Consider the following 8,777-nt stretch of genomic DNA (forward strand, 5'->3'; position numbering starts at 1 on the left):
GCCGAAGAGGTCCGTCCGGACCCGCCGCAAGGCACCCGTCGCGAAGGTTGACGCCGCGGCGGCCGCCGAAGCTGTGGCCGAAGCCGCGGCCCTGGCCGCAGCAACCGCCTCGGATGAGCCGCTCGCCGCCGCCGAACGGGCCGCAGCCCCCGAACCCAAGGCAAAAGCACCCGCACGGCGCACCCGTGCCCGGAAGCCGGTTGCCGTGCCGGAGCCCCTGCCGGCCTTCGCCGACGAACCTGAAGCCAACGCCGCCGCGGCAGAAGTTCCCGCCGAAGCAGCACAATCACCAGAGTCCGCCGCTGCGGAAAAGCCGGTCCGGCGCCGCGCCAGCCGCGCCAAGGCCGCTCCGAAGGTCGACGAGGTCCCCGCAGTAGCTGCGGCGGAAGGAGCAACCGAAGAAGCGGCCGCCGCACCCGCCGAAACACAGGCACAGGCTGCACAGCCCGTCACGGCAGATGAGCAGCCGGCGGAGAGCCCTGCCGCATCACTCTTCCTGGAACCGGGTGCCCTCACGTCGGTGATCTTCCAGGCCCCGGACCTCAGCACCGTGGTGCGTCCGGCCCCGGCGGCCGCAGCAGCGGAGGCCGAGGAGGAGGAAGGCGACGAGGACGAGGACGCGGGAAGCCGCCGTCGCCGCCGCAGCCGTGGCCGCCGCGGACGCACCCGCACCTCCGCCGAGTCCGACACCGACGTTGAAGGCACCGAGGAAGAGGGCGAGGAAGGCCAGGACGGGACGCTCGAGGACGGCGTGACCTCGCGCCGCCGGCGGCGCCGCCGCCGCGGTGACCAGGACCTGGAACTGACCGGCGGGGGAGACGACGATCCGCCCAACACCGTGACCCGCGTGCGCGCGCCGCGGGCCATCAGCGAGGCCCCGGTCAATAACCGCGTCACCTCGGTCAAGGGTTCCACCCGCCTCGAGGCCAAGAAGCAGCGCCGCCGCGAATCCCGCGACACCGGCCGCCGCCGCACCGTGATCACCGAAGCCGAGTTCCTGGCCCGCCGTGAATCCGTGGACCGGCAGATGATCGTCCGCCAGCGCGACGACAGAATCCAGATCGCCGTCCTCGAAGACGGTGTCCTGGCCGAGCACTTTGTCTCCAAGACCCAGCAGGACTCCCTGATCGGCAACGTCTACCTGGGCAAGGTCCAGAACGTGCTGCCCTCCATGGAAGCTGCCTTCGTGGACATCGGACGCGGCCGCAACGCCGTCCTGTACGCCGGCGAAGTGAACTGGGACGCCGTCAACCTCGAAGGCAAGCAGCGCCGGATCGAAAACGCGCTCAAGTCCGGCGACTCCGTCCTGGTCCAGGTCACCAAGGACCCGGTCGGCCACAAGGGCGCCCGGCTCACCAGCCAGATCTCGCTGCCCGGACGCTACCTGGTGTACGTGCCCGGCGGCTCCATGACCGGCATCTCCCGCAAGCTGCCCGACGTCGAACGCAACCGCCTCAAGCGGATCCTCAAGGACCGCCTGCCCGAGGACGCGGGCGTGATTGTCCGCACCGCGGCCGAAGGGGCATCCGAGGAAGAGCTGACGCACGACATCAACCGGCTCCGCGCGCAGTGGGAGGGCATCGAGAGCCAGTCGACCTCCACGAAGATCCTTGCTCCCGAGCTGCTCTACGGCGAACCCGACCTCACCATCAAGGTGGTCCGCGATGTCTTCAACGAGGACTTCTCCAAGCTGATCGTCTCCGGCGAGGAAGCCTGGGACACCATCGAGGCCTACGTGACCTACGTGGCGCCGGACCTCGTGGGCCGGCTCGAGAAGTGGACCAAGGACACGGACATCTTCGCTGCCTGGCGCATCGACGAGCAGATCCACAAGGCCCTGGACCGGAAGGTCTTCCTGCCCTCCGGCGGGTCCCTCGTGATCGACCGCACCGAGGCCATGACCGTGGTGGACGTCAACACCGGGAAGTTCACCGGCTCCGGCGGCAACCTCGAAGAAACCGTCACCAAGAACAACCTGGAAGCGGCCGAGGAAGTCGTCCGGCAGTTGCGGCTGCGCGATATCGGCGGCATCATCGTGATCGACTTCATTGACATGGTGCTCGAATCCAACCGCGACCTCGTGCTCCGCCGCATGGTGGAGTGCCTGGGCCGGGACCGTACCAAGCACCAGGTGGCGGAGGTGACCTCGCTGGGCCTCGTGCAGATGACCCGCAAGCGGATGGGCACCGGGCTGCTGGAAGTATTTGGCGAGCAGTGTGAAGCCTGCGCGGGCCGCGGCATCGTCACCCACGACGAACCTGTCGAGCACCGCCGGGCCAACACGGTCGCTGCCGAGCACTACGTCCCGCGCGCCGAGGCCCAGCCTGCCGCCCGCACCGAACGCAAGAGCCGTCGCCGCGGCCGGGGTCAGGGCCCGGAGTCCGCTCCGTCCGCACCGGCCGCCGTCCACGCCGAGCCCACCGAGGCCGAAAGCCATGCCAAGGCTGAAGCCACCCGTGCCGCGCTGGCAAAGGTCGCCGCCGCGGCCCACGCCGCGCACCTGCATGACGGGGAAGCTGCCGCCGCCAGCGACGCCGGGGCCCGCCAGGCCGCCGTCGACGCCGTCACGAAGCTTGCCGCCACGGAAGAGGCAGCAGGCCGTCCCGCGGCTGTGCTGACGTTCGGCGGTGAGCAGGTGGCCCTGCCGTTCGTCGAGCACGCCGAGGGCACGCCGGAGCCGTCCCTGACCCTCGACCTGCTGACCGAGGCCTTCGCCAACCTGGGCGAGGCTGAGGCTCAGGCCAACAGGCAGGCGGCCGCCCAGGCCCGGCACGAGACTCAAGCCACGGCACCCGAGCCTGCGCGCGTCGAGGCACCGGCTGCACGGACAGCGGAGACCACGACGACGCGTGGCCGCCGCGGGCGCCGCAACCGGAGCGCCAGCCGCGCCCAGGGTGCAGCCAACGAGACCTCCGTGGAGCACCGCGAGGCAACACGGCCGGCCGCGGCCGGCTCGGTTCACGAGGCCAAGGCACCCGCCGCGGCAAGGCCGGCCATCCCGGCCGGCAACGAGCCGATCATCCTCGGAGTCGGCGTGCCGGCATCGGAGCTGTAGTCCTCCACGGCTGATCCCTTCCGCCACTGATCCGGCTGAAGTGTAAATTGCGGGTTCGGGCCGGAGCGGGCGTAACAATACGTCCGCTCCGGCCCGGGTCCGCTTCGCCGTTAACCGGGCAGCGCCGGGACAGCGGCTAGGCTTGACCACTGACACGGGGTGCCGCGCATCGGGCCGGCTGAGATCCAGACCCGTTGAACCTGTCCGGTTAGCACCGGCGAAGGGATGTCTGACTTGTCCGCAACAGTGAATCCGTCTGAATTTCTGACCGACGCTTTTCTACCTCCCAATTTTCTGCCCTCCGCGCCGTCTGCGCCGCTGCGCATTCCCCGGGTGCTGGCCATCGCCGGCTCGGACCCATCCGGCGGCGCAGGAATCCAGGCGGACTTGAAGAGCATCGCTGCGAACGGCGGCTACGGCATGGCCGCCATCACGGCCCTGACGGCGCAAAACACCCGGGGCGTGCGCGCCGTCCACGTTCCTCCGGCAGAGTTCCTCACGGCGCAGCTGGACGCCATCAGCGACGACATCGGCATCGACGCTGTGAAAATCGGCATGCTCGGGGACGCCGCGGTGATCGACGCCGTCCGCAGCTGGCTGGAAAAGGTGCGCCCCGCCGTCGTGGTCCTGGACCCGGTGATGGTGGCCACCAGCGGCGACCGGCTCCTGCAGGAATCCGCCGAGGCCGCACTGCAGGCCCTCCTGCCGCTGGCGGACCTCATCACGCCGAATCTTGCCGAGCTCGCCATCCTGCTCAAGGAACCCGTCGCGGCAGACTGGGCGGAAGCCCTGGCGCAGGGCAAGCGCCTGGCCGCCCTGACCGGCACCACCGTCCTGGTCAAGGGCGGACACCTCGCCGGCGGGGATAGCGGCGGGGACACTGCCGGGGACGGCTGCCCGGATGCGCTGGTCAACACTGTAGGGCTGCTGGGGCAGGAGACCGTGGTGGTGCCGGGGGAGCGGATCGCCACCCGCAACAGCCACGGCACCGGCTGCTCCCTGTCCTCGGCCATGGCCACGGTGCAGGCACGGGTGGGGGACTGGGAGGCCGCACTGCGGGAGGTCAAGCCGTGGCTGCTGGGCGCGCTCCGCGAAGCCTCGGCCCTGGACGTCGGCACCGGCAACGGCCCGGTCCATCACTTCCACCACGTGCAGGACCGCACGGGCGGCGGGAGTGGGCAGCGTGGCCAGGGGCCGGCGGAGAGCCCCGCGGAGGGCGAGTTCGCCGCGGCCCTGCGCGACGGCGCCGCGGCGGATCTCGACGCCATCTATGCCCTGGACTTCATCCGCGGACTCGCCGACGGCACCCTGCCCGAGGACGAATTCGCCTATTATCTGGGCCAGGACGCCATTTACCTCAACGGGTACTCCCGGGTTCTGGCCCGGGCCGCCGCCATCGCCCCAACGGAGGCCGAACAGCTGTTCTGGGCCCGCACGGCGCAGACCTGCCTTGAGGTCGAATCCGAGCTCCACCGCTCCTGGCTCAGCACCCGGCCCACGGCGGCCGGCCCGGGCCCGGTCACGAAGTCCTACGTGGACCACCTGCAGGCCGCTTCCGTCTCCGGCAGCTACGGCGTGCTCGTGGCGGCAGCCCTGCCGTGCTTCTGGCTCTACGCCGAAGTCGGGGCCACCCTGCACCGGGAGTTCCTGGCCGGCGGCGCCCCCGCGGCGCACCCTTACGCCGACTGGCTGCGGACGTACGCCGATGAGGACTTTGCCGCCGCGACCCGGCAAGCGATTGCATACACCGATGCGGCGGCCCGGCAGGCCTCCGCCGGCGAGCGGGAGGCCATGGCCCTGGCGTTCCGGCAGTCCTCACGCTACGAAGTGCACTTCTTCGACGCGCCGAGGCTGCACGCCTGACCCAACCCGCCCCGCACACCCGCTAGGATGGTGGGGCACGGTTCCGGAAGTCGTTGCGGCAACACTGCGTAAAAACGCAGTGGCGCCTATCACGGACTACCCGCCGGAACCAGCCTCATTTGCGGCCGAAGGCAAAATTAGCGTATTCTAGATCTTCGGTGCTTACGCCAACACTTGGGTTATGACCCTGAGAACTGTCCACTTGGAATTCCTCGTGGATTTGTTCCGGGGGTAGCTCATGGGTTCCCCCGGGGAATCCACCGGCGTTGAGGCACAGCGTGAGCCGGTCCAAACAATTTGGCCCCAGGTTCCGCACGCAAATCTAGTAATAAACGTCGAGAGAAGTGAGTTCCCCAGTGGTGTACGCGATTGTCCGCGCAGGCGGCCGCCAAGAGAAGGTTTCCGTTGGAGACTTCGTTACCCTGAACCGCGTCCCCGGTGGAGCCGGCAGCACCTTTGAGTTGCCCGCACTGCTCCTGGTGGACGGTGACAAGGTCACGTCTGCTGCTGCGGACCTGGCCAAGGTAACGGTTACGGCTGAGATCCTCGAAGACCTTCGTGGTCCGAAGATCGTCATCCAGAAGTTCAAGAACAAGACCGGTTACAAGAAGCGCCAGGGCCACCGTCAGGAATTGACCAAGGTCAAGATCACCGGTATCAAGTAACTCTTCGTTACTGTTCAGGTTCCAGCAGATTCCCCAGAATTTTTGAAGGCAGGCATTTCAAATGGCACATAAAAAAGGCGCGAGTTCCACTCGCAACGGTCGTGACTCCAACGCCCAGTACCTCGGCGTGAAGCGCTTCGGTGGCCAGGTAGTTTCCGCAGGCGAAATCATCGTCCGCCAGCGCGGCACCCACTTCCACCCGGGCGCCGGCGTTGGCCGCGGCGGGGACGACACCCTGTTCGCCCTGACCCCCGGTGCTGTCGAGTTCGGCACCCGCCGTGGTCGTCGCGTTGTGAACATCGTGGCTGCTGCAGCTGCAGAGTAACAACAAGTTCTAAATCGGTGGGGCGGGCCATTAGGTCCGCTCCACCGGTGTTTTAACCGCATTACAATCAACTTGGGCTTTTTGGGGTCCGGGGAACAGCACTGAGGAGATCCACGTGGCTAGCTTTGTAGACCGGGTAGTACTGCACGTATCCGGCGGTACCGGCGGCCACGGCTGTGTCTCCGTTCACCGCGAGAAGTTCAAGCCCCTCGGCGGTCCCGACGGCGGCAACGGCGGCAATGGCGGCGACGTCATCCTGCGCGTCGACCCGCAGACCACCACGCTCCTGGACTACCACCACGCCCCCCACCGGCACGCCACCAACGGCGGTCCCGGCATGGGTGACTGGCGCGGCGGCAAGAACGGCGAGACCCTCATTCTTCCGGTTCCCGAGGGAACCGTCGTTAAGTCCAAAACCGGCGAAGTCCTCGCCGACCTCGTAGGCGAAGGCGCCGAGTACATCGCGGCGGCCGGCGGCATCGGAGGACTCGGCAACGCCGCGCTGTCCTCGCAGAAGCGCCGCGCCCCGGGCTTCGCGCTGCTCGGCATCGAAGGCGAATCCAGCGACATCGTCCTGGAACTGAAGTCCATCGCCGACATCGCCCTGGTCGGCTTCCCGTCCGCCGGTAAGTCCAGCCTCATCGCCGCGATGTCCGCAGCTCGGCCCAAGATCGCCGACTACCCCTTCACCACCCTCATCCCCAACCTGGGCGTCGTCCAGGCCGGCGAGGTGCGCTTCACGATCGCCGACGTCCCCGGCCTGATCGAGGGCGCCAGCGAAGGCAAGGGCCTGGGCCACAACTTCCTGCGCCACGTGGAGCGCTGCGCCGCCCTGGTGCACGTGCTCGACTGCGGAACCCTGGAAGCCGACCGCGACCCGCTCTCCGACCTCGCTATCATCGAGGCCGAGCTCGAGAAGTACGCCGTGGACATGAGCTACGCCGGCACCGACGGCGAAGTGGTCCCGCTGAACCACCGCCCCCGCCTGGTGGCGCTGAACAAGGTCGACCTGCCTGACGGCAAGGACATGGCCGAGTTCGTCCGCCCGGAACTGGAATCCCGCGGGTACAAGGTCTTCGAGATCTCCGCAACAAGCCACGAGGGCCTCCGTCAGCTGGGCTTTGCCATGGCCGAAATCGTCAAGGCCGCCCGCGACGCCGTCGCCGCGACGCCGCCGAAGGTGCCGGCTCCCGTGCTGCGCCCCCGCGCCGTCAACGAATCCGGCTTCACGATCCGCCGCGAGGAAAAGAACCTCGAGCCGCTCTTCCGCGTCCTTGGCGACAAGCCCGTGCGCTGGGTCAAACAGACCGACTTCACGAACGAGGAAGCGATCGGCTACCTCGCCGACCGCCTCGCCAAGCTCGGCGTCGAAAACGAACTCTTCAAGCAGGGCGCCACTCCGGGCGACACCGTGGTGATCGGTGAGGACGACGGCGTCGTCTTCGACTGGGAGCCGACCATGATGGCCGGCGCCGAACTGCTCGCCTCGCCGCGCGGCACCGACGTGCGCTTCGCCGACATCGGCGACCGCCCGACGCGTGGCCAGAAGCGCGACGAGCAGCAGGAGCGCCGCGACGCCAAGGCCGCCGCCCGCGCCGAGCTCGAAGCCGAGCGCAAGGCCGGTATCTGGACCGAATCCGTCAGCGGCCGCCGGGCGCGGCCGCTCAAGGAGAGTGGGCTGGGCGAAGCCGATGACGAGTAAGACCGTCGTCGGGCACATCACGCCTCACTACCTCAAGGCGCAGACCCTCAAGGCTCCCGACCGTACCGCGCTGTCCGGGGCCCGCCGGATCGTCGTCAAAGTGGGCTCGTCCTCGCTGACGTCCATCAAGGGCGGGATCTCGGAAGAGGCCCTGACCGGCCTCGCCGACGCCCTGGCGCACAAGCGCAACGCGGGCGCGGAGATCATCCTCGTCTCCTCCGGTGCGATTGCGGCCGGGCTCGCGCCACTGGGACTCGAGAAGCGTCCGCGCGACCTCGCCACCCAGCAGGCCGCCGCCAGCGTGGGCCAGGGCCTGCTGATGGCCCGCTACACGCACGCGTTCGGGGCCCACGGGGTCACCGTCAGCCAGGTGCTTCTGACCGCTGATGACTTCATGCGGCGCAGCCAGCACACCAACGCGTTCCGCGCGCTGGACCGGCTGCTGAACCTCGGGGTCGTCCCGGTGGTCAACGAAAACGACACCGTGGCCACCCATGAGATCCGCTTCGGCGACAACGACCGCCTCGCCGCCCTGGTGGCGCACTTGGTCCGCGCCGACGCGCTGGTGCTGCTCTCCGACGTCGACTCCCTCTACGACGGCCCGCCGTCGCACGGCGCCAAGCGGATTCCGCACGTTTCCGGCCCGCACGACCTCGACGGCATCTCGATCGGCAGCACCGGAAAGGCCGGCGTGGGCACGGGCGGCATGGTCACCAAGGTGGAGGCCGCCAGCATCGCCGCCGGTTCGGGCATCCACGCCCTCGTCACCTCCACGCGCAATGCGGCCGCCGCGCTGGCAGGGGAGGACGTGGGAACGTGGTTCTCCGTCAACGGCTCCCGCAAACCCATCCGGCTCCTGTGGCTGGCCCACCTGGCGTCCGTGCAGGGCACGCTGGTGCTCGACGACGGCGCGGTCACGGCCGTCCGCGACCGCCACACCTCACTGTTGCCGGCCGGGATCGCTGCCGTGCGCGGACATTTCGAGGCCGGCGATGCCGTGGAGATGGTCTCGACCGACAACACCGTGATTGCGCGCGGGCTCGTGAACTATTCCGCCGCCGAACTGCCCCAAATGCTGGGCCGCTCCACGCGCGAGCTAGGCAAGGCACTGGGCCGCGGATATGACCGCGAAGTTGTTCATGTTGACGATCTGGTGCTGGTCTAGGT

General features: G+C 68.7%; 6 protein-coding genes and 1 riboswitch. All 6 genes read left to right on the plus strand.

From position 1 onward, the window contains the following. The coding region (locus AC1DBQ_RS19290; RefSeq protein WP_476930042.1) for an Rne/Rng family ribonuclease at positions 1-3,055 on the plus strand (3,055 nt) is incomplete at its 5' end. 145 nt (positions 3,056-3,200) lie between these two features. Continuing rightward, positions 3,201-3,298: riboswitch (TPP riboswitch) on the plus strand. Then, the gene (locus AC1DBQ_RS19295; protein WP_476930043.1) at positions 3,281-4,918 is read left to right on the plus strand and encodes a bifunctional hydroxymethylpyrimidine kinase/phosphomethylpyrimidine kinase; all 1,638 of its coding nucleotides are present in this window, start codon (positions 3,281-3,283) and stop codon (positions 4,916-4,918) included. (Overlaps the previous riboswitch by 18 nt.) A 356-nt stretch (positions 4,919-5,274) precedes the next feature. Continuing rightward, a complete protein-coding gene (gene rplU / locus AC1DBQ_RS19300) occupies positions 5,275-5,583 on the plus strand; it encodes a 50S ribosomal protein L21 (protein ID WP_018773353.1) in 309 nt (102 codons plus the stop codon). A 61-nt stretch (positions 5,584-5,644) separates the two neighbouring features. Beyond that, on the plus strand, positions 5,645-5,908 hold the full coding sequence (rpmA, locus tag AC1DBQ_RS19305) for a 50S ribosomal protein L27 (protein ID WP_009372867.1): 264 nt from the start codon (positions 5,645-5,647) through the stop codon (positions 5,906-5,908). A 115-nt stretch (positions 5,909-6,023) separates the two neighbouring features. After that, positions 6,024-7,610, plus strand: a complete 1,587-nt coding sequence (obgE, locus tag AC1DBQ_RS19310) for a GTPase ObgE (RefSeq protein ID WP_476930044.1) — start codon at positions 6,024-6,026, stop codon at positions 7,608-7,610. Next, positions 7,600-8,775: a glutamate 5-kinase gene (gene proB / locus AC1DBQ_RS19315; RefSeq protein ID WP_476930045.1), complete on the plus strand. Its 1,176-nt coding sequence runs from the start codon at positions 7,600-7,602 to the stop codon at positions 8,773-8,775. Before obgE ends, proB begins: the two co-directional genes overlap by 11 nt. Positions 8,776-8,777: the final 2 nt, after the last annotated feature.

This window comes from Arthrobacter sp. 10T413_2, from assembly GCF_056394205.1.